The organism is Cupriavidus sp. 05N38 (genome assembly GCF_056397345.1).
This window is the reverse complement of sequence record NZ_JBFTNF010000002.1, coordinates 22,742-41,076: the sequence shown is the minus strand read 5'-3', so window position 1 is coordinate 41,076 and position 18,335 is coordinate 22,742. Positions and strand designations below refer to the sequence as shown.

Below are 18,335 nucleotides of genomic sequence, written 5' to 3'. Positions count from 1 at the left end.
TTTTGCTGCAGGAAGTCGTTGCCTACAAGACCTGGGTTTGCCTGATTTGCGGCTGGGTCTATGACGAAGAACAGGGATGGCCGGAAGACGGCATTGCCCCCGGCACGCGCTGGGAAGAGATTCCGGAAGACTGGCGCTGCCCCGAATGTGACGTGGGCAAGGGCGAGTTCGCGATGATCGAGATCTGAGCCGGAAGGCTCAGGCAAGGCCGTGGAGCGTAGCGCCTGACGCCTGGCATTGGTGTCCGGCGTGCGGCGCCCGGCCGCCGGCGGGCGGCTCAGTGACGCTGCCTCAGTGACGCTGCAATTCCTTGCAGATACCGCCGCGCCGCCTGCGTCCGGCACAGCGGCGATAGCGCATGCGATACGGATGGCTGCAGCGCCAGATCGCGGCGCCGACGGTGACCAGCAACAAAGTCACCATGATGGTGGCCAGCAGCCCAAGCGTCATCGCGGCCTCCTTTCCACAGTCAGCCCGCAGTTCCCTCGAACGCGCAATGCGTCGGGCAGTGCTCAGATGAGCAGTGGCAGCGCCTCGAGCAGGGCCACCGCCAGCAGGGCTCCGAAGATCGCGCCGGCCGCGCGGCAACTGATGCGCAAAGCCCGGGCCGTGAACGGAATCCCGCCGAAGGCGATCATGCCAACCAGCGCCATCGGGATCAGAAATACAAGATCATGTGACGTGAAGTGCAGCACGGCTGTCTCCTGTCTCTCTCCTTGTTGTTCCAGTATAGAAAGTGTCGGCGGTACGCCAAGCCCGATCGCGTCGGGGTTGTCACCTAAGCGGCACGCGGCACCCGCGCGCACGGTTGGCGCGGCAATTCATTGTGCGCTCCGCAATTCTTCCTTTTCGCGCCGCAGAAGGGCGCCAGGGCAATGGAAGGCGCGGCCTTGCTGCGCTGCCTCATAACTTGTCCTTGTCGTCCGCGTAAAAAACACCTAAAAATTGGTCAGGCCACTTTACCTTCAGGCCTGAACGGATTCCCGGGAGTTGCGCGCCGACATGCCCCTGCAGCAGATCGAACCCCGCCGCCTGTACCGCCAGATCGCCGACCAGCTGCGCCGGCTGATCGAGAACGGCGAATTCCCGGTCGGCTCGCGCCTGCCGCCCGAGCGTGACCTTGCCGCCCAGCTCGGCGTGTCGCGCCCGTCGGTGCGCGAAGCGCTGATCGCGCTCGAGGTGGAGGGGCTGGTCGAAGTGCGCATGGGCTCGGGTATCTATGCCTGCCCACCCGAGCGCGCGCGCGCCGCCAGCGTGGTGGCCGAGCCGCCGCTGGACGTGATCCGCGCGCGCCAGACCATCGAGGGCGAGATGGCGGCCAACGCCGCGCGCCACGCCACGCCGGCGCTGCTGGCCGCGCTCGAAGAGGCCATCGCCATCATGGAAGACGAAGCCGGCAGCGGACACATCCCGGCCAAGGGTGACCGCCTGTTCCACCTGCGCATCGCCGAAGTCTCCGGCAATGCCGTGCTGCAGCGCATGGTGGCCGAGCTGTTCGACGAGCGCCATAACCCGCTCTTCGCCCGCTTCGGCAGTCATTTCGAGAACGAAGCGAGCTGGCGCGCGGCCATCGCCGAACACCGCGCGGTGGTTGCCGCGATCGCCGCGGCATCGCCCGACGCCGCGCGCGACGCCATGTGCGAGCACCTCGAAGCCTCGCACGGGCGCTTCTATGCGGCATGGCCCGGCGCCGCGCCCGTCGCCGGCGATGCCGCGCCGGCGCCCTCCCCCAATTCGCGGCGCAAGCCGCGCAAGCCTGCCAAGGAGTCGTGATGTCGCTGGTCTGCCATATCCACGGAAGCGAAGACCTGCGCTTCTCCCATGTCGATCCCGCCGCCCCCGGCCCACACGAAGTGGAAGTGCGCCTTGGCGCAGCCGGCATCTGTGGCTCCGACCTGCACTACTATTTCCACGGCAAGGTCGGGGCCTTCGTGATCCGCGAGCCGCTGACGCCGGGCCATGAGGCCGCCGGCACCGTCGCCCGCGTCGGCAGCGCCGTCACGCGCGTGGCGCCCGGCGACAAGGTGGCGATCAATCCCTCGCACGCCTGCGGCCAGTGCGACTACTGCCGCCTCGGGAGCGACAACCTCTGCCGCGGCATGCGCTTTCTCGGCAGCGCCAGCGTCTACCCGCACGTGCAGGGCATGTTCCGCGAGCACTTCCTGATGCACGAGCGGCAACTCACGCCGGTGGATGCCGATATCTCGCTGGGCGAACTGGCCTTCGCCGAACCGCTCTCCGTCGCGCTGCACGGTGTCAACCGTGCCGGCGAACTGCTCGGCAAGACCGTGCTCGTGACCGGCGGCGGCACCATCGGCAGCCTGGTGGTGATGGCCGCGCGCCTGGCCGGCGCGGCGCGCATCATCGCCTGCGATATCGCCGACCGCCCGCTCGAGGTGGCGCGCAGCGTGGGCGCGGACGAGGGCATCCGCACCGACCAGGCCGACCCGCAAGCGCTGCGCGAACTCGCCGACGTCTGCCTCGAAGCCGCCGGCAGCGCCGCCGCGCTAGGCACCTGCCTCGCCGCCGCGCGGCGCGGCGCGCGCATCGTGCAGATCGGCACCCTGAGCGCCGAGGGCCTGCACTTTCCCGCCAACGACATCATGGCGCGCGAGCTGGACTATGTCGGCGCGTTCCGCTTCGGGCGCGAGTTCGACTGGGCGGTGCGCTATCTCACGCAGCGCCGGGTCGACGTGCGGCCGCTGCTGTCGGCGCAGCTGCCGCTGGCGCAGGCCGTCGAAGCATTCAGGCTGGCCGCCGACAAGACCCGCAGCACCAAGGTGCAACTCACCACCGCATCGATGCAGCAAACCTGAGCAGACCCGAGCAGACCTGAGCAGACCCGAGTGCCGCAGCGCATCCGCAAGAGAGCGCGCGGCCATACCCAACGAAAAGGAGACCGAGCATGAAGCCATTTTCCCTGCGCCTGCCTTCCACCCTGCTGCCCGCGGCCATGCTGCTGGCGGCCTGCGCGGCCACGCTCGCATGCGGCAGCGCGCTGGCCCAGACCAAGCTCAAGTGGGCGCACGTCTATGAAACCTCCGAGCCCTTCCACAAGTGGTCGGTGTGGGCCGCCGAGGAAATCAGGAAACGCAGCAACGGCCGGTACCAGATCGATGTCTTCCCCGCCTCGCAGCTCGGCAAGGAGAACGACATCAACCAGGGCCTGGCGATGGGCACGGTGGACATCATCATCTCGGGCTCCAGCTTCGCCGCCAAGTCGTTCCCGCGCATCGGCGTGACCTACTACCCCTACACCTTCCGCGACGCCAGCCACCTGCTGGCCTATACCAGGAGCGACATCTACAAGGAACTCACGCGCGGCTACGAGGAGAAGTCCGGTAACCATATCGTCGCCACCACCTACTACGGCACGCGCGAGTCCACCTCCAACAAGCCCTTCTCGCACTGCACCGAGATGAAGGGCCTGAAGATGCGCGTGCCCGATGTGCCGGCCTACCTGGCCATGCCGCGCGCGTGCGGCGTCAATACCTCGCCGATCGCCTTCGCCGAGGTCTACCTTGCCCTGCAGAACGGCACGGTCGAGGCGCAGGAGAACCCGCTCACCACGATCGAAGCGAAGAAGTTCTACGAGGTACAGAAGTACATCGTGATGACGGGCCACATCGTGGACCACCTCAACACCGTGATCTCCGGCGGCCTGTGGAAGAAGCTCCCCGAGGCCGACCGCAAGATGTTCACCGACGTCGCGCAGGAAGCCGCCACGCGCGCCACCGCCGACGTGGTCGCGCGCGAGAAGGAGCTGGTGTCGGTGTTCAAGCAGAAGGGCCTGAGCGTGACGGAGATCAGCGTGCCGGAGTACCGCGAGGCGGTGCTCAAGAACGTGAGCTTCGAATCGCAGGGCTATCGCAAGGCCGACTGGGAAAAGATCCAGGCGGTGCATTGAGGCTGGCATGCGCCGGAGCGCCGCGGCAAGGAACGCGGCGGGAAACGCGGCAGGAAACGCGGAAGAGGGCGCCCGGGCTGCCGCGTGTCGTCGCCCCTCTCCCGCACAGTGGGAGCGGGGCGACGACACATCGCCCGCGAGTCATCCGGGCAGAAGTCGATTGATCGCACACCAGACGCAGGCCAGCACCAATCATTCGCGGAGCACACCGATGGAAATGCAATCCAGGATCACGGCCGATGCGCCGGCGCAGCCCGCGCCGCCGGACGGCACGCCGCACATGGCTTCGGTCGAGGAGCTTGTGCACAGCTTCGAGGAGGCCGACGGGCAGCCGGTGGACCTGAGCGGCTACGCCGCCGAGGACTGGTTCACGCTCGGCCTGTTCTGGCTGATGACGGTCCTGGTCTTCCTGCAGTTCTTCACGCGCTACGTGATGAACGATTCGCTGGCCTGGACCGAAGAACTGGCCACCTACTGCCTGATCGGCGTGGTATTCGCCGGCGCCGCGATGTGCGTGCGCAAGAGCCGGCATATCCAGGTGGACCTGCTGTACCGCTACCTGCCGCAGCGCCTGGCGCGCGTGCTGTCGACCCTGGTCGATCTCGTGCGCACCGCTTTTCTCGCCTACGCCGGCTGGCTGGTCTGGCGCTACATCCTGGTGGTGGGCGACGAGCCGATGACCACCATCGAGTGGAGCAAGAGCTGGGTCTATTACCTCGTCCTGGCCGGCTTCATGCTGATGTTCCTGCGCTCCTGCCAGGTGTGCTGGCAGAACTGGACGCAGGGCTATTCCATCCTGGAGCGCCCCGAGGCGTTCGAGACCATCGACGACTAACCGGGAGCGCGCCTCCATGTGGATCCTGATAGTTTCCTTCCTGCTGCTGATGCTGCTGGGCCTGCCGGTCGCGATCTCGATGGCGGTGGCGTCGCTGCTCTACATCTGGGCTTCCGGCACCGCGCCGGACGTCATACTGGCGCAGCGCATGATCGCCGGCGTGGAGAGCTTCCCGCTGCTGGCCGTACCCTTCTTCATCCTGGCCGGCAACCTGATGAACGTGGCCGGCATCACCGGGCGCATCTACAACTTCGCCGTGGCGCTGGTGGGGTGGATGCGCGGCGGCCTGGGCCATGTCAACATCATCGGTTCGGTGATCTTCTCCGGCATGTCGGGCACCGCCATCGCCGATGCGGCCGGCCTCGGCACCATCGAGATCAAGGCCATGAAGGACCACGGCTACGAGACCGAGTTCGCGGTCGGCGTGACGGCCGCGTCGGCCACGCTCGGGCCCATCATCCCGCCGTCGCTGCCGTTCGTGATCTACGGCATGATGGCCAATGTCTCGATCGGCTCGCTGTTCCTGGCCGGCATCGTGCCCGGGCTGGTGCTGACGCTGTTCATGATGGGCACGGTGGCTTGGTTCGCCCACCGCCGCGGCTGGGGCAGCGACACGCCGTTCTCGTGGAAGCTGCTGGCCAATGCCAGCATCGAAGTGGCGGTGGTGCTGGCGTTCCCGCTGGCGATCTGGCTGATGACGCGCTTCGGCGTCTCCACCAACGTGGCGGCGATGAGCGCGCTGGTTGTGCTGCTGGCGCTCGACTGGTACTTCGATTTCTCCGCCGTGATGGCGCTGATGGCGCCGGTGATCCTGATCGGCGGCATGACGCTGGGCTGGTTCACGCCGACCGAGGCCGCGGTGGCGGCGGTGATCTGGGCGCTCTTCCTCGGGCTCGTGCGCTACCGTTCCATGACGCTGCGCTCGCTCGCCAAGGCCACGCTCGATACCATCGAGACCACCGCCTCGGTGCTGTTCATCGTCACCGCGGCGTCGATCTTCGCCTGGCTGCTGACGACCAGCCAGGCGGCGCAGATGCTGACCGACGCCATCCTCGGCTTCACCCACAACAAATGGGTGTTCCTGCTGCTCGCCAACGTGCTGATCCTGCTGGTGGGCTGCTTTATCGACACCACCGCCGCCATCACCATCCTGGTGCCGATCCTGCTGCCCATCGTGCTCAAGCTCGGCATCGACCCGATCCACTTCGGGCTGGTGATGACGCTCAACCTGATGATCGGCCTGCTGCACCCGCCGCTGGGCATGGTGCTGTTCGTGCTCGCGCGCGTGGCCAAGCTCTCGGTGGAGCGCACCACGGTGGCCATCCTGCCGTGGCTGGTGCCACTGTTCCTGACGCTGATCGCCATCACCTACGTGCCTGAGATCACCCTGTGGCTGCCCAACCTGGTGGGCAGCAAATGAGCGCCGCCACGATCGTCCAGGTAGAGCTGCTGCAGGTGGACCTGCCGCCGCGCGTGCCGCGCTCCGACGCCATCCAGTCCTTCGTCACGCAGGAAACGCCGATGGTGCGCATCCGCTGCGACGACGGCTCCGAAGGCACCGGCTACGCCTACACCATCGGCACCGGCGGCTCGTCGGTCATGGCGCTGCTGCGCGATCACCTGGCGCCGCGCCTGATCGGCCGCGATCCCGCCCATATCGAGGCGATCTGGCGCGATCTCCTGTTCGCCACCCACGCGACCTCGGTGGGCGCCATCACCAGCCTGGCGCTGGCGGCCATCGACACCGCGCTGTGGGACTGGCGCTGCCGCCGCGATGCGCAGCCGCTCTGGCTCGCCGCCGGGGGCGCGCAGCAGCGCGTGCCGGTCTACACCACCGAAGGCGGCTGGCTGCACCTTGACGCCGGCACGCTGGTCAGCGAAGCCGTGGCCGCCCGCGAGGCGGGCTTTCGCGGTGCCAAGCTGAAGGTAGGCCACGCGCGCGCCAGCGACGACGTGGCGCGGCTGGCCGCCGTGCGCGAAGCGGTGGGCGACAGCTTCGAGCTGATGGTGGATGCCAACCAGTGCTTCACCGCGGCGGAAGCCATCCGGCGCGCGCCGCATTTCGAGGCCATCGGCATCGCCTGGTTCGAGGAGCCGCTGCCGGCCGAGGATGTCGGCGGCCATGCGCGCCTGGCCGCCGCCACCACGGTGCCGGTGGCGGTGGGAGAGTCGCTGTACTCGCCCGGCCAGTTTGCCGAGTACGTCCGCCAGGGCGCCTGCGGCATCGTGCAGGCCGATGTGGCGCGCATCGGCGGCATCACGCCGTGGCTCAAGGTGGCGCACCTGGCCGAAGCCCACAACATGGCGATCTGCCCGCATTTCCTCATGGAGCTGCACGTGTCGCTGTGCGCCGCGGTGCCGAACGCGGCCTGGGTGGAGTACATCCCGCAACTGGACGACATCGCCGCCAGCCGCGTGCGCATCGAAGCGGGCCATGCCATGGCGCCAGACACGCCGGGGCTGGGCATCGAGTGGGACTGGGGCGAGATCGCGCGCCGCACGGTGGCGCGGGCGCTGGTTTCCTGATTGTCTTTGCCGGCCGCCGGCCGGAAACCTGGATGGAGAACGACAGATGAGCCAACGACTCGCGGGCAAGCTTGCCCTGGTGACTGCAGCGGGGCAGGGCATCGGCCGCGCCACCGCCGAAGCCTTCCTGCGCGAAGGCGCGCGCGTGATTGCCGCTGACATCGACGAGGCCGCGGTCGAAGCCTTGTCGGTGCTGCCGGGATGCACCGCGCTGCGACTGGACGTGACCGACGCCGCTGCCGTGCGGGCCGTGGCCAGCCAGGCCGGCGCGCTCGACATCCTGTTCAACGGCGCGGGCTTCGTGCACCACGGCACCATCCTCGAGTGCGACGAGGCCGCCTTCGATTTCTCGGTGAACCTGAACGTGCGCGCCATGTACAGCATGATGCGCGCCTTCCTGCCGGCCATGGTGGCGCGGCGGCACGGCTCCATCATCAACATGGCGTCGGTGGCCGGCAGCATCAAGGGCGCGCCCAGCCGCTTTGTCTACGGCGCCACCAAGGCGGCGGTGATCGGCATGACCAAGGCGGTGGCGGCGGACTACGTCGGGCACGGCATCCGCTGCAACGCGATCTGCCCCGGCACCGTGGAATCGCCCTCGCTGCGCCAGCGCATCGCGGACCAGGCCGCCGCCGGCGGCAAGAGCCTGGCCGAGGTGGAAGCCGCCTTCGTGGCGCGCCAGCCAATGGGGCGCATCGGCAGCGCGGCCGAGATCGCCGCGCTGGCGGTGTACCTCGGCTCGGACGAGTCCGCCTTCACCACCGGCACGGCGCAGGTGATCGATGGCGGCTGGTCGAACTGAGACGGGGCCCACATGCCTTCTGCAAGCCAATCCAGTCTTCCCGCCGCACCCACGGTCATCCGCATCCATCCCGCCGACGATATCGTGATCGCCTGCCGGCAGCTGGTGCCCGGCACCGTCATCGCCTCCGAAGGCGTGACCGTGGCGGCGCTGGTGCCGCCCGGCCACAAGCTTGCCGTGCGCGCCATCGGCACCGGCGAGCCGGTGCGCCGCTATAACCAGATCATCGGCTTTGCGCGCCAGCCCATCGCGCCGGGGCAGCATGTGCATACTCACAACCTGGCGATGGGCGAGTTCGCGCGTGATCATGCCGCGGGCGCCGACGCGCATGCGACCGCCTACGTCGACACGCCGGCCAGTTTCGACGGCATCGTGCGCGCCGATGGCAGCGTGGCCACGCGCAACTACATCGGCATCCTGACCTCGGTGAACTGCTCGGCCACGGTAGCGCGCGCGATTGCCGATCATTTCCGCCGCGACATCCGTCCCGGGGCGCTGGCGCCGTTTCCCAACGTAGACGGCGTGGTGGCGCTGACACATGGCGCAGGATGCGCCACGGACAGCGAGGGCGAGAACCTGCGCGTGCTGCGCCGCACGCTGGCAGGCTATGCGCGCCATCCCAACTTCGCCGCGGTGCTGGTGGTGGGGCTGGGCTGCGAGACCAACCAGATCGACGGCCTGCTGGCCGAAGAAAGCCTGGCCGGCGCCGGCGCGCGCCTGCATGCCTTCAATATCCAGGACAGCGGCGGCACCGTCGGCGCGGTGGCGCGCGGCGTGTCCATCGTGCAGGAGCTGCTCGCGGATGTCGACCGCGTGCACAGGCAAGCCGTCTGCGCCAGCCACCTCACCGTGGGCCTGCAATGCGGAGGCTCGGACGGCTACTCCGGCCTGACCGCCAACCCCGCGCTGGGCGCGGCGGTGGACCTGCTGGTGCGCCACGGCGGCGCGGCGATCCTGTCGGAGACGCCCGAGATCTATGGCGCCGAGCACCTGCTGACGCGCCGCGCCGTGTCGCCGGCGGTGGCCGGGCGCCTGCTCGCGCGCATCCGCTGGTGGGAGGACTACTGCGCGCGCAACCAGGGCAGCATGGACAACAACCCGTCGGCCGGCAACAAGGCCGGCGGGCTCACCACCATCCTGGAAAAGTCGCTCGGCGCGGTGGCCAAGAGCGGTACCACCAACCTGGTGGAGGTCTACGAGTTCGCGCAGGCGGTCACGGCGCGGGGCCTGGTGTTCATGGATACGCCGGGCTACGACCCGGTCTCGGCCACCGGGCAGGTGGCCGGTGGCGCCAACCTGATCTGCTTCACCACCGGGCGCGGCTCGGCGTACGGCTGCGCGCCGTCGCCTTCGCTCAAGCTGGCCACCAACAGCGCACTGTGGCAGCGGCAGGCCGCCGATATCGATATCAACTGCGGCGATATCGTCGACGGCGGCGCCACCATCGCCGGCAAGGGCGAGGAGATCTTCCGGCTGATGCTGGCCACGGCGTCGGGGCGCAAGACCAAGAGCGAGCTGCACGGCTACGGGCAGAACGAGTTCGTGCCATGGTCGCTCGGCGCGGTCATGTAGGGCAGCAAGCCCAGGGCAGGGACGAAACGAGGAAGGCAGCACCGACACCAGGAGACAGCATGAAGATCACCGCCGCGCGCGTCATCGTATGCAGCCCGGGACGCAATTTCGTGACGCTGAAGATCGAGACCGACGACGGCCTCACCGGCATCGGCGATGCCACGCTCAACGGCCGGGAACTGGCCGTGGCGAGCTATCTGGAAGAACACGTCATCCCGTGCCTGATCGGGCGCGACCCGCATCAGGTGGAAGACATCTGGCAGTACCTGTATCGCGGTGCGTACTGGCGGCGCGGGCCGGTCACCATGAGCGCGATCGCGGCGGTGGACACCGCGCTGTGGGACATCAAGGCCAAGGCCGCGGGCCTGCCGCTGTACCAGTTGCTGGGCGGCAAGAGCCGCACCGGCGTGATGGTGTACGGCCACGCCAACGGCAGCGATATCGAAGCGACCGTGGACGAGGTGCTGCGCTACAAGGAAATGGGCTACCGCGCGGTGCGCGCGCAATCCGGCGTGCCGGGGCTGAACAAGGTGTACGGCGTATCGGGCGACCGCCTGTTCTACGAGCCGGCCGATGGCTCGCTGCCGTCCGAACACGACTGGAGCACCGAGCGCTACCTGGACCACACCCCGCGCCTGTTCGAGAAGGTGCGCGACGCGGTGGGCTGGGACCTGCACCTGCTGCACGACGTGCACCACCGCCTCACGCCGATCGAGGCCGGCCGGCTCGGCAAGTCGCTGGAGCCCTTCCGCCTGTTCTGGATGGAAGACGCCACGCCCGCCGAGCATCAGGAGAGCTTCCGCCTGATCCGCCAGCACACCACCACGCCGCTGGCGGTGGGCGAGGTATTCAATACCATCTGGGACTGCAAGACGCTGATCCAGGAGCAGCTGATCGACTACATCCGCGCCACCGTGGTCCATGCGGGCGGCATCACGCACCTGCGCCGCATCGCTGACTTCGCGGCCCTGCATCAGGTGCGTACCGGCTCGCACGGCGCCACCGACTTGTCGCCGGTGTGCATGGGCGCCGCGCTGCATTTCGACCTGTGGGTGCCCAACTTCGGCATCCAGGAATACATGCGCCACAGCGAGGAGACCGACGCCGTGTTTCCCCACGCGTACACCTTCGCCAAGGGCATGCTCTATCCCGGCGACGTGCCGGGCCACGGCGTGGAGATCGACGAGGCGCTCGCCGCGAAGTATCCGTACCAGCGCGCCTACCTGCCGGTCAACCGGCTTGCCCATGACGGCACGCTATGGCACTGGTAGACAGGAGCAGGCCGATCATGAGCACGCCGCGGCTTCATCCCGCCACGCTCGCGCAATTGCCGCCGGAGGTGGTGCGCCCGGGCTATCCTCGCGAGCGCCTGCGCGGCGGCATCGTCCATCTCGGCATCGGCGCGTTTCATCGCGCCCACCAGGCGGTGGTGAACGAGGCCGCGCTGCAGGCCGGCACGGCGGACCCGGACCCGGACCCGGACCCGGACGCGCTCGCCTGGGGCATCGTCGGCGTATCGCTGCGCCAGCCAGATACGCATGACGCGCTCGCGCCGCAGCAGGGCCTGTACACGCTGGCCTTGCGCGGCGTCGACGAACGCGGCGATGCCTTCGAGCGGCTGCAGGTCATCGGCGGCGTGATCGCGGTGCTGGTGGCCCCGGCCGATCCCGGCGCGGTGCTGGAGCGCATTGCCCATCCCGATGCGCGCATCGTCACGCTGACGGTGACGGAAAAAGGCTACTGCCACGCGCCCGCCAGCGGCATGCTGAACTTCGACGACCCCGGCATCACGCACGATCTGCAGCACGCGGACGCGCCGGTCACCGCCATCGGCTATCTCGCGCGCGGCCTGCAGCGGCGCATGGCGCGCGGGTTGCCGCCGCTGACGCTGCTCTCGTGCGACAACATTGCCGCCAACGGTGACACGCTGCGCAGCTTGTTGCTGGCCTTCTGCGCACGCGTGGACGGCGCGCTGCACGACTGGGTGGCGCGGCGCTGCGGGTTCCCCAATGCGATGGTCGACCGCATCGTGCCGCGGACCACGCCGCGCGACGCCGCGCGCATCAGCGCGGCGCTCGGCGTGGCGGATGCATGGCCGGTGGTGGGCGAGCCGTTCCTGCAATGGGTGATGGAAGACCGCTTCGTGGCGGGCCGGCCGCGCTGGGAAGCCGGCGGCGCTCAGTTCGTCGAGCGTGCCCGGCCGTTCGAGACGCTCAAGCACCGGCTCGTCAACGGCAGCCATTCCACCATGGCTTATCTCGGCATGGTGGCGGGGTGGCCGACCATCGACCGTGTCGTCGCCGAGCCTGCCATGCGGGCGCTGGTGCGCGAGACGATGGCGCAGGAGATGCTGCCGACCCTGCCGCCGCTGCCCGGGCTCGATACCGCCGCTTACCGGCGCGAATTGCTGGTCCGCTTCGCCAATCCCGCGTTGCAGCACAGGACTGGCCAGATCGCCATGGACGGCTCGCAGAAGATCCCGCAGCGCCTGCTCGCGCCGATCCGCGACCGCTTGCTGGCCGGCGCGCCGTTCGCGCGGCTGGCGCTCGGCGTGGCGGCCTGGCTGCATTTCCTCGACGGCCGCGACGAGCACGGCGCGACCTACGCGATCGACGATCCGCTGGCGCCCGCGCTGCGCGCGCTGCTGGCGGGGGCGCACGCGCGGGCCGCGCAGGTCGACGGCGCCGCGGCGCGCGAACGCGCCCGTATCGAGGCCATCACGGCGTTCGCCCCGGTCTTCGGCGAGCTTGCCGGCTCGGAAGTCTTCGTCGAGGCACTTGCACGGCATACGCGCAGTCTGCGCGAACTTGGCGTGCTCGCCACCGTCGAGGCGATCAACGGCTGAACGCCCCCGCCAAGTATCTGCCTTGCCACATGCGTACGGGGCCGCTCACATCGCCACACCCGTGCGCGTTGCGCGTAGTCCACCACACGCACATTTTTGCGCGCTTGCAGTCTAACTAACAGGCCCGCGTATCCTATGCTGAGCAAATATGCAGGCCAGGCCGGCAAGCGGGCCGCGGCACTGGCGGCAGCGCTACTGAGGCGCAACTGCAGCGCAAACTGCAGCGCAAATGCAGCAAACCAGTATCCGGAGGTGGCTATGGAACTTCACATGCAATCGCACCACTACGTGCGCCGTTTGCCTGACTGGATGGCGGCGGCGGTGTCCGGGCTGGCGGCCGGGGCGCTGCTGATGGTCGTCGAGCTGTTCTGGTCCACCATGGTGGCCGGCGTCAACCCGTGGGGCACCACGCGCATGATCGCTGCCATCGTCATGGGTCCGGAAGTGCTGCAGACCTCGCTGTTCAGCGTAAGCACGGTGACGGCGGCACTGGTGATCCACTTCGTGCTGGGCGCGGTGCTCGGCATGATCCTGGCGGCCATCATCGCGCCGTTCCACCTGGACTCCAGCATCGGCATGGTGCTGCTGACCGGGGCGGCCTTCGGGCTGGTGGTCTACCTGCTGAACTTCTACGGCATGACGCGCTTCTTCGCCTGGTTTGCCGATGCGCGCGGCTGGCACACGCTGGTGGGCCACATGATCTTCGGGATGACCGCGGCCATCGCCTACTGGAAGCTCGAAAACAAGGATGTATCGCACTAGACACGCATTCGACAACAGCACCTGGCGCGCGATGTAGCGCGCCCACCATCACGCCCTGCGCTGCAGCAAACGCTGCGTGGCTCGCGGGGTACGCTTTGGGGTTGCGCATTGCTACTACACGGGCGGCGCGCGCCAACGGCGGCGAAGGCAGGCCCTGGCTCTCCTTCGCCGCTTTTTGTTTGCGCTTGTGGCGCACGGCGCGCAGCACGTCGGTGTGGTGGCGCACCCAAAGCGCTTTGCACGACGCCTTGCCGGTGACGGACCACATGCACTAGGCTTATCTCAGCCTTGCGCTGAGTTCGTCCTTTAGCCGTTGGCCGTGCGCAAAGGGGGGGAGGGTCGGTATGGCGCTTGCCATTGCACTCGTCGTCATCGTCGTCGCTTCGGTGCTCTTCCATTTCATGAGCCCGTGGTGGGCGACCCCGCTTGCTTCGAACTGGAAGCAGATGGACGACACGCTGACCATCACCCTGGTCATTACCGGCCTCTTCTTCGTCGTCATCAATCTCTTCGTCGGCTACATCATCTGGCGCTTCCGCCATCGCGCCGGCTCCCGCGCTGCCTACCAGCCGGAGAACCGCAAGCTCGAACTGTGGCTCACCGCGGGGACCACGCTCGGCGTGATCGCGTTGCTGGCGCCCGGGCTGTTCGTCTATGCCGAGTACGTGCGCCCGCCCGCCGACGCCATGGTGCTGGAGGTGGTGGGGCAGCAATGGCAATGGGGCTTCCGCTTCCCGGGGCAGGGCGGCCAGCTCGGTACTTCCGATGCGCGCTTCGTCTCCGGCGCCAATCCGCTGGGCGTGAACCCGGACGATCCGCGCGGGCAGGACGACATCATCGTCGCCGGCCCCGAGGTGCATCTGCCGCTGAACCGCCCGGTCAAGGTGCTGCTGCGCTCGAAGGATGTGCTGCACGACTTCTATGTGCCGCCGTTCCGCGCCCGCATGAACATGGTGCCCGGCATGGTGACGTCGTTCTGGTTTACGCCCACCAAGGTCGGTACGTTCGAGATCCTGTGCGCGCAGTTGTGCGGCGTGGGCCACTACAACATGCGCGGCAAGGTGGTGGTGGAGGAAGATGCCGCGTTCCAGGCCTGGCTGGCGCGCCAGCCCACCTTTGCCCTGACCATGCTGAAGACACCCGCGCCGGCCGCCACGGCGGGCGCGGCGGGCGTGGCCGGCGCACCTGCCGACACGCTTGCGGAGCAGGGCCGCGCGCTGGCGCAGAGCAAGGGCTGCATCGGCTGCCACAGCGTGGACGGCACCAATGGCGTGGGCCCGAGCTGGAAGGGCCTGTACGGGCGCACGGAAACGTTCGCCGACGGCAGCAGCGCCAAGGTGGACGACGGCTATCTCAAGACCGAGATCACCGAGCCGCAGGCGCGCCTCGTCAAGGGCTTCGGGCCGGTGATGCCGAAGATGCCCCTGAGCGAAGAGGAACTGAACGCGCTGATTGCCTACATCCGCGCCAATGGCGCGCAGGCCGGCGCAACGCAGGCGGGCGCTCCTTCGGGCGCCGCATCGGGCGCGGCCGCCAAGTAGCCGCGAGGAGAAACGCAATGGCATACGCCGACCACGACACCCACGGCCCCAGCAGCTTCTTCACGCGCTATATCTGGAGCCAGGACCACAAGGTGATCGCGGTGCAGTACACGCTGGTCGCCATCTTTGTCGGCCTGATCGGCGTGTTGCTGTCCAACCTGATGCGGCTGCAGCTGGGTTTCCCGGGACGTTTCAGCTTCATCGACGCCAACCGCTACTATCAGTTCGTCACCATGCACGGCATGATCATGGTGATCTACCTGCTTACGGCGCTGTTCCTCGGCGGATTCGGCAACTACCTGATCCCGCTCATGGTCGGCGCGCGCGACATGGTGTTCCCTTTCCTCAACATGCTGAGCTTCTGGGTCTACCTGGTTTCCGTGCTGGTGCTGCTGGCGAGCTTCTTCGTGCCGGGCGGGCCCACCGGGGCGGGCTGGACGCTCTATCCGCCGCAGGCCATCCTGCCGGGCACGCCGGGCTATGAGTGGGGCATCATCCTGATGCTGGTGTCGCTGCTGATCTTTATCGTGGCGGCCACCATGGGCGGCCTCAACTACGTCACCACCGTGCTGCAGGCGCGTACCGAGGGCATGACGCTGATGCGCATGCCGCTGTCGGTGTGGGGCATCTTCATGGCTACCATCCTCGCGCTGCTGGCCTTCCCGGCGCTGTTCGTGTCCGGCGTGATGATGCTGCTCGACCGCACGCTCGGCACCAGTTTCTTCATGCCGGCCATGGTGTCGATGGGCCAGCAGCTCAACTACAAGGGCGGCAGCCCGCTGCTGTTCCAGCACCTGTTCTGGTTCTTCGGCCATCCCGAGGTGTACATCGTGGCGCTGCCGGCGTTCGGCATCGTCTCCGACCTGGTCAGCGTCCATTCGCGCAAGAGCATCTTCGGCTACCGCACCATGGTCTGGGCCATCCTGGCCATCGGCGTGCTGTCGGTGGTGGTGTGGGCGCACCATATGTTCGTCAGCGGCATGAACCCGTATTTCGGTTTCTTCTTCGCCACCACCACGCTGATCATCGCCATTCCCACCGCCATCAAGGTCTATAACTGGGTGCTCACGCTGTGGCGCGCCGACATCCATTTCACGGTGCCGATGCTGTTCGCCATCGCCTTCATCAGCACCTTCGTCATTGGCGGGCTGACCGGCCTGTTCCTGGGCAATGTCAGCGTGGACATACCGCTGTCCAATACCTATTTCGTGGTCGCGCATTTCCACATGGTGATGGGCGTGTCGCCCATCCTGGTGGTGTTCGGCGGCCTCTACCACTGGTATCCCAAGGTGACCGGCCGCATGCTCAACGACACGCTGGGCCGGCTGCATTTCTGGGTGACCTTCGTCGGCACCTACGCCATCTTCTTCCCCATGCACTATCTCGGCATCCTCGGCATGCCGCGGCGCTACTACGCCTACGACAATTACGCTTTCATTCCCGAGTCGGCGCACATCATGAACGCCTATATCTCGGTCGCGGCCTTTGTCGTGGCCGCGGCGCAGCTGGTGTTCGTCTTCAACCTGGCATGGAGCGTGCGGCACGGCAGGTCGGCGGGCGCTAATCCGTGGCGCGCCGCCTCGCTCGAATGGCAGACGCCGCAGACGCCGCCCGTGCACGGCAACTGGGGGCCTGAGCTTCCGGTGGTGCATCGCTGGGCCTACGCCTACAGCGTGCCCGGCGCGAGCGAGGATTTCATCGCGCAGAACGCGCCGCCCGAGGCGGGCGGCAACGAACCCGAGCCGCATCCGAGTCACGGAGCCGTGGCATGAACGCGAACCTGATTTTCCGCAGCGATGGCGGCGGCGAGCGCGGCGGCGGCCCCGGCCCCGGCGATGTGGGCCGGCAGCGCACCGGCCCGGCTCCGGCCAGTATCGGCCTGTGGCTGTTCATGGGGGTGGTGACTTCGCTGTTCGCGCTGTTCATCACCGCATACGCCATGCGCATGGATTCACCGGACTGGCACCCGGTTGCGCTGCCCTGGCAGGTGTGGATGTCCACCGCGCTGCTGGCGGCGGGCAGCGCGGCCATGCTGGTGGCGGCGCGTGCCGCGCGCGCGGGGCGCTTCTCGCTGGCGCATCGCGCGCTGCGCTGGGGCGGCCTAGCGGCGGCCGCCTTTGTCTGCTCGCAGCTATGGGCGTGGCAGGCCTTGCTCGCCATCCACGTGATGCCGGCCAACAATCCGGCCGGCAGCTTCTTCTACCTGCTCACCGCGATGCACGGGCTGCATGTGCTGGGCGGGCTGGCCGGGTGGGCCCTGGCGATGCACGCGGCGCCGGGCGGGGCGCGCATGACGCTGCGCATCTCGCTGTGCGCGCGCTACTGGCATTTCCTGCTGGCGGTGTGGCTGGTGCTGCTGGCCGCGCTCGGCTGGCTCACGCCGGAGCTCGTGCGCTTCATCTGCGGCCGCGGCTGAGTGGTCATGGCCAACACCGAAGGAGGTGAGCCGATGTCATCGCAACCCGTTTCCTCCGCACCCGCGCAGGCGGCCATGGCTGCCCCCGCGGCGGCCGGCTTGCGCGGGCTGGTGGCAGACTGGTCGTCGGACCAGCAGGCCTTCAAGGTGTCGTGGGGCAAGGCCATGATGTGGATTTTCCTGCTGTCCGACACCTTTATCTTCAGTTGCTTCCTGACCGGCTACATGACGGTGCGGATCGCCAACACGGCGCCGTGGCCGAACCCGAGCGAGGTCTTTGGCCTGAGCATCGGCGGCACCGAAGTGCCGTTGCTGCTGATTGCCATCATGACGTTCGTGCTCATCAGCAGCAGCGGCACCATGGCGATGGCGGTGAACTTCGCCTACCGGCGCGACCGCGTCAGATGCGCGACGCTGATGTTCCTCACCGCGCTGTTCGGCGTGGCCTTCGTCTCCATGCAGGCCTTCGAATGGACCAAGCTGATCGTGCAGGAAGGCGTGCGTCCCTGGGGCAATCCGATGGGCGCGGCGCAGTTCGGCTCGACCTTCTTCATGATCACCGGCTTCCACGGCCTGCACGTGAGCTGTGGCGTGATCTACCTGCTGGTGGTGGCCACCAAGGTCCTGCGTGGGCGCTACGAGGCCAGCGGCAACTACCAGATCGTGGAGATCGCCGGGCTCTACTGGCACTTCGTGGACCTGGTGTGGGTGTTCATCTTCGCGCTGTTCTATCTCTGGTAAGGCATGTCATGGCTACGTCGACGCCGTCTTCCGCCAATCCCGCGCCCGCGGGCCATGGCGCCCAGCATGGGCAGCAGCATCCCATCGGCCTGTACCTGAAGATCTGGGGCTTGCTGTTCGTGCTGTCCACGCTGTCCTACCTGGTGGACTATTTCCATTTCGAGGGCTACCTGCGCTGGACCCTCATCCTGCTGTTCATGGCGATGAAGGCGGGCCTGATCGTGGCGGTCTTCATGCATATGGCGTGGGAGCGCATGGCGCTGATCTGCGCCATTCTGGTGCCACCGCTGTGCCTGCTGGTGCTGGTCGGCCTGATGGCCACCGAGGCGGACTACACCTTCCTGCTACGGGGCATGTTCTTCCGCTAGGGGGCCCGGCGCGGCGCGCC

The 18,335-nt window shown here is 67.8% G+C and carries 19 protein-coding genes; 17 read left to right on the top strand and 2 right to left on the bottom strand.

Annotated elements, in window-relative coordinates; all coding sequences use genetic code 11:
* Window positions 1-2: 2 nt before the first annotated feature.
* Window positions 3-188 (top strand): rubredoxin, encoded by a 186-nt coding sequence (locus AC1DK4_RS01130; RefSeq protein WP_441612214.1) that lies wholly within the window; start codon window positions 3-5, stop codon window positions 186-188.
* A 103-nt stretch (window positions 189-291) separates the two neighbouring features.
* On the opposite strand, the gene AC1DK4_RS01125 is transcribed toward AC1DK4_RS01130, so the two are convergent.
* Both AC1DK4_RS01125 and AC1DK4_RS01120 read right to left on the bottom strand, forming a co-directional pair.
* Window positions 292-450 carry a hypothetical protein gene (locus AC1DK4_RS01125; protein ID WP_441612215.1) on the bottom strand — a complete coding sequence of 53 codons (159 nt, stop codon included), beginning with the start codon at window positions 448-450 and terminating at the stop codon, window positions 292-294.
* 62 nt (window positions 451-512) lie between these two features.
* Window positions 513-695 carry a hypothetical protein gene (locus AC1DK4_RS01120; RefSeq protein ID WP_006163669.1) on the bottom strand — a complete coding sequence of 61 codons (183 nt, stop codon included), beginning with the start codon at window positions 693-695 and terminating at the stop codon, window positions 513-515.
* Between the two features lie 307 nt (window positions 696-1,002).
* Between AC1DK4_RS01120 and AC1DK4_RS01115 the strand changes: the two genes are divergently transcribed.
* The 16 genes from AC1DK4_RS01115 to AC1DK4_RS01040 all read left to right on the top strand — a co-directional run bounded on the left by AC1DK4_RS01115 (window position 1,003) and on the right by AC1DK4_RS01040 (window position 18,315).
* Entirely contained in the window at window positions 1,003-1,773 is a 771-nt protein-coding gene (locus tag AC1DK4_RS01115; RefSeq protein ID WP_441612216.1) for a FadR/GntR family transcriptional regulator, read from the top strand.
* The gene (locus AC1DK4_RS01110) at window positions 1,773-2,816 is read left to right on the top strand and encodes an L-idonate 5-dehydrogenase (RefSeq protein ID WP_441612217.1); all 1,044 of its coding nucleotides are present in this window, start codon (window positions 1,773-1,775) and stop codon (window positions 2,814-2,816) included. Before AC1DK4_RS01115 ends, AC1DK4_RS01110 begins: the two co-directional genes overlap by 1 nt.
* An 89-nt stretch (window positions 2,817-2,905) precedes the next feature.
* Window positions 2,906-3,907, top strand: a complete 1,002-nt coding sequence (locus AC1DK4_RS01105; RefSeq protein WP_441612218.1) for a sialic acid TRAP transporter substrate-binding protein SiaP — start codon at window positions 2,906-2,908, stop codon at window positions 3,905-3,907.
* Window positions 3,908-4,118: 211 nt separating this feature from the next.
* Window positions 4,119-4,742, top strand: a complete 624-nt coding sequence (locus AC1DK4_RS01100) for a TRAP transporter small permease (RefSeq protein WP_441612220.1) — start codon at window positions 4,119-4,121, stop codon at window positions 4,740-4,742.
* Between the two features lie 16 nt (window positions 4,743-4,758).
* Window positions 4,759-6,162 (top strand): TRAP transporter large permease, encoded by a 1,404-nt coding sequence (locus tag AC1DK4_RS01095; RefSeq protein WP_441612221.1) that lies wholly within the window; start codon window positions 4,759-4,761, stop codon window positions 6,160-6,162.
* Complete coding sequence (locus AC1DK4_RS01090) at window positions 6,159-7,268, top strand: mandelate racemase/muconate lactonizing enzyme family protein (RefSeq protein ID WP_441612222.1); 1,110 nt, start codon at window positions 6,159-6,161, stop codon at window positions 7,266-7,268. Before AC1DK4_RS01095 ends, AC1DK4_RS01090 begins: the two co-directional genes overlap by 4 nt.
* Before the next feature lie 46 nt (window positions 7,269-7,314).
* Complete coding sequence (locus tag AC1DK4_RS01085; protein WP_441612223.1) at window positions 7,315-8,070, top strand: SDR family oxidoreductase; 756 nt, start codon at window positions 7,315-7,317, stop codon at window positions 8,068-8,070.
* A gap of 12 nt (window positions 8,071-8,082) precedes the next feature.
* A complete protein-coding gene (locus AC1DK4_RS01080; protein WP_441612224.1) occupies window positions 8,083-9,642 on the top strand; it encodes a UxaA family hydrolase in 1,560 nt (519 codons plus the stop codon).
* A gap of 59 nt (window positions 9,643-9,701) precedes the next feature.
* Entirely contained in the window at window positions 9,702-10,913 is a 1,212-nt protein-coding gene (gene manD / locus AC1DK4_RS01075; protein ID WP_441612225.1) for a D-mannonate dehydratase ManD, read from the top strand.
* A 17-nt stretch (window positions 10,914-10,930) separates the two neighbouring features.
* Complete coding sequence (locus tag AC1DK4_RS01070) at window positions 10,931-12,487, top strand: mannitol dehydrogenase family protein (RefSeq protein WP_441612226.1); 1,557 nt, start codon at window positions 10,931-10,933, stop codon at window positions 12,485-12,487.
* Between the two features lie 258 nt (window positions 12,488-12,745).
* A complete protein-coding gene (locus AC1DK4_RS01065; protein WP_441643131.1) occupies window positions 12,746-13,249 on the top strand; it encodes a hypothetical protein in 504 nt (167 codons plus the stop codon).
* A 344-nt stretch (window positions 13,250-13,593) separates the two neighbouring features.
* Complete coding sequence (locus tag AC1DK4_RS01060; RefSeq protein ID WP_441612228.1) at window positions 13,594-14,790, top strand: c-type cytochrome; 1,197 nt, start codon at window positions 13,594-13,596, stop codon at window positions 14,788-14,790.
* 17 nt (window positions 14,791-14,807) lie between these two features.
* Window positions 14,808-16,562, top strand: a complete 1,755-nt coding sequence (ctaD, locus tag AC1DK4_RS01055) for a cytochrome c oxidase subunit I (RefSeq protein WP_441612229.1) — start codon at window positions 14,808-14,810, stop codon at window positions 16,560-16,562.
* Entirely contained in the window at window positions 16,559-17,206 is a 648-nt protein-coding gene (locus AC1DK4_RS01050) for a cytochrome c oxidase subunit 3 family protein (RefSeq protein ID WP_441612230.1), read from the top strand. The genes ctaD and AC1DK4_RS01050 overlap by 4 nt, the downstream gene beginning before the upstream one ends.
* Window positions 17,207-17,239: 33 nt before the next feature.
* Window positions 17,240-17,947, top strand: coding sequence for a heme-copper oxidase subunit III family protein (locus AC1DK4_RS01045; protein WP_441612231.1), 708 nt, complete (start codon window positions 17,240-17,242; stop codon window positions 17,945-17,947).
* 8 nt (window positions 17,948-17,955) lie between these two features.
* Window positions 17,956-18,315, top strand: a complete 360-nt coding sequence (locus AC1DK4_RS01040) for a cytochrome C oxidase subunit IV family protein (RefSeq protein ID WP_441612232.1) — start codon at window positions 17,956-17,958, stop codon at window positions 18,313-18,315.
* The last annotated feature ends 20 nt before the right edge of the window (window positions 18,316-18,335 follow it).

Coding starts and splice junctions, on each gene's coding strand:
- AC1DK4_RS01125 (WP_441612215.1), bottom strand. CDS start 450: ATGACGCTTGGGCTGCTGGCCACCATCATGGTGACTTTGTTGCTGGTC.
- AC1DK4_RS01115 (WP_441612216.1), top strand. CDS start 1,003: ATGCCCCTGCAGCAGATCGAACCCCGCCGCCTGTACCGCCAGATCGCC.
- AC1DK4_RS01110 (WP_441612217.1), top strand. CDS start 1,773: ATGTCGCTGGTCTGCCATATCCACGGAAGCGAAGACCTGCGCTTCTCC.
- AC1DK4_RS01105 (WP_441612218.1), top strand. CDS start 2,906: ATGAAGCCATTTTCCCTGCGCCTGCCTTCCACCCTGCTGCCCGCGGCC.
- AC1DK4_RS01100 (WP_441612220.1), top strand. CDS start 4,119: ATGGAAATGCAATCCAGGATCACGGCCGATGCGCCGGCGCAGCCCGCG.
- AC1DK4_RS01095 (WP_441612221.1), top strand. CDS start 4,759: ATGTGGATCCTGATAGTTTCCTTCCTGCTGCTGATGCTGCTGGGCCTG.
- AC1DK4_RS01090 (WP_441612222.1), top strand. CDS start 6,159: ATGAGCGCCGCCACGATCGTCCAGGTAGAGCTGCTGCAGGTGGACCTG.
- AC1DK4_RS01085 (WP_441612223.1), top strand. CDS start 7,315: ATGAGCCAACGACTCGCGGGCAAGCTTGCCCTGGTGACTGCAGCGGGG.
- AC1DK4_RS01080 (WP_441612224.1), top strand. CDS start 8,083: ATGCCTTCTGCAAGCCAATCCAGTCTTCCCGCCGCACCCACGGTCATC.
- manD (WP_441612225.1), top strand. CDS start 9,702: ATGAAGATCACCGCCGCGCGCGTCATCGTATGCAGCCCGGGACGCAAT.
- AC1DK4_RS01070 (WP_441612226.1), top strand. CDS start 10,931: ATGAGCACGCCGCGGCTTCATCCCGCCACGCTCGCGCAATTGCCGCCG.
- AC1DK4_RS01065 (WP_441643131.1), top strand. CDS start 12,746: ATGGAACTTCACATGCAATCGCACCACTACGTGCGCCGTTTGCCTGAC.
- AC1DK4_RS01060 (WP_441612228.1), top strand. CDS start 13,594: ATGGCGCTTGCCATTGCACTCGTCGTCATCGTCGTCGCTTCGGTGCTC.
- ctaD (WP_441612229.1), top strand. CDS start 14,808: ATGGCATACGCCGACCACGACACCCACGGCCCCAGCAGCTTCTTCACG.
- AC1DK4_RS01050 (WP_441612230.1), top strand. CDS start 16,559: ATGAACGCGAACCTGATTTTCCGCAGCGATGGCGGCGGCGAGCGCGGC.
- AC1DK4_RS01045 (WP_441612231.1), top strand. CDS start 17,240: ATGTCATCGCAACCCGTTTCCTCCGCACCCGCGCAGGCGGCCATGGCT.
- AC1DK4_RS01040 (WP_441612232.1), top strand. CDS start 17,956: ATGGCTACGTCGACGCCGTCTTCCGCCAATCCCGCGCCCGCGGGCCAT.